Here is a 500-nt window from a genome sequence, read left to right on the forward strand (position 1 = left end):
GCGGCTTGCGCCAGCGTGCGGTAGATGGTGGTGGCTTCTTCGGCGGGGGCGAGGGCTTCGTTGCGGCGCCCGATCTCCGACAGGTGGTTGGCCAGGTTGTTGAGTGCCGTGGCGAGGTTGGGCAGGTAGGCGTCGGGTGCGGTCTCCGCCAAGGTGCGGCGGATGCGGACTGCTTCTTCGGCGGGGGCGAGGGCTTCGTTGCGGCGCCCGATCTCCGCCAGTCGATTGGTCAGGTTGTTGAGTGCCGTGGCGAGGTTGGGCAGGTGGGCGTCGGGTGCGGTCTCCGCCAAGGTGCGGCGGATGCGGACTGCTTCTTCGGCGGGGGCGAGGGCTTCGTTGCGGCGCCCGATCTCCGCCAGTCGATTGGCCAGGGTGTTGAGTGCCGTGGCCAGGTTGGGCAGGTGGGCGTCGGGTGCGGTCTCCGCCAAGGTGCGGCGGATGCGGACTGCTTCTTCGGCGGGGGCGAGGGCTTCGTTGCGGCGCCCGATCTCCGCCAGTCG

General features: G+C 70.4%; 1 protein-coding gene. It reads right to left on the reverse strand.

Translation table 11 applies throughout. The features are described 5' to 3' along the window. A partial coding sequence (locus KGA66_RS29390; protein WP_211472911.1) for a tetratricopeptide repeat protein occupies positions 1 to 500 on the reverse strand: 500 nt, incomplete at both ends.

It is taken from the genome of Actinocrinis puniceicyclus, assembly GCF_018283645.1.
Taxonomy (GTDB): domain Bacteria; phylum Actinomycetota; class Actinomycetes; order Streptomycetales; family Catenulisporaceae; genus Actinocrinis; species Actinocrinis puniceicyclus.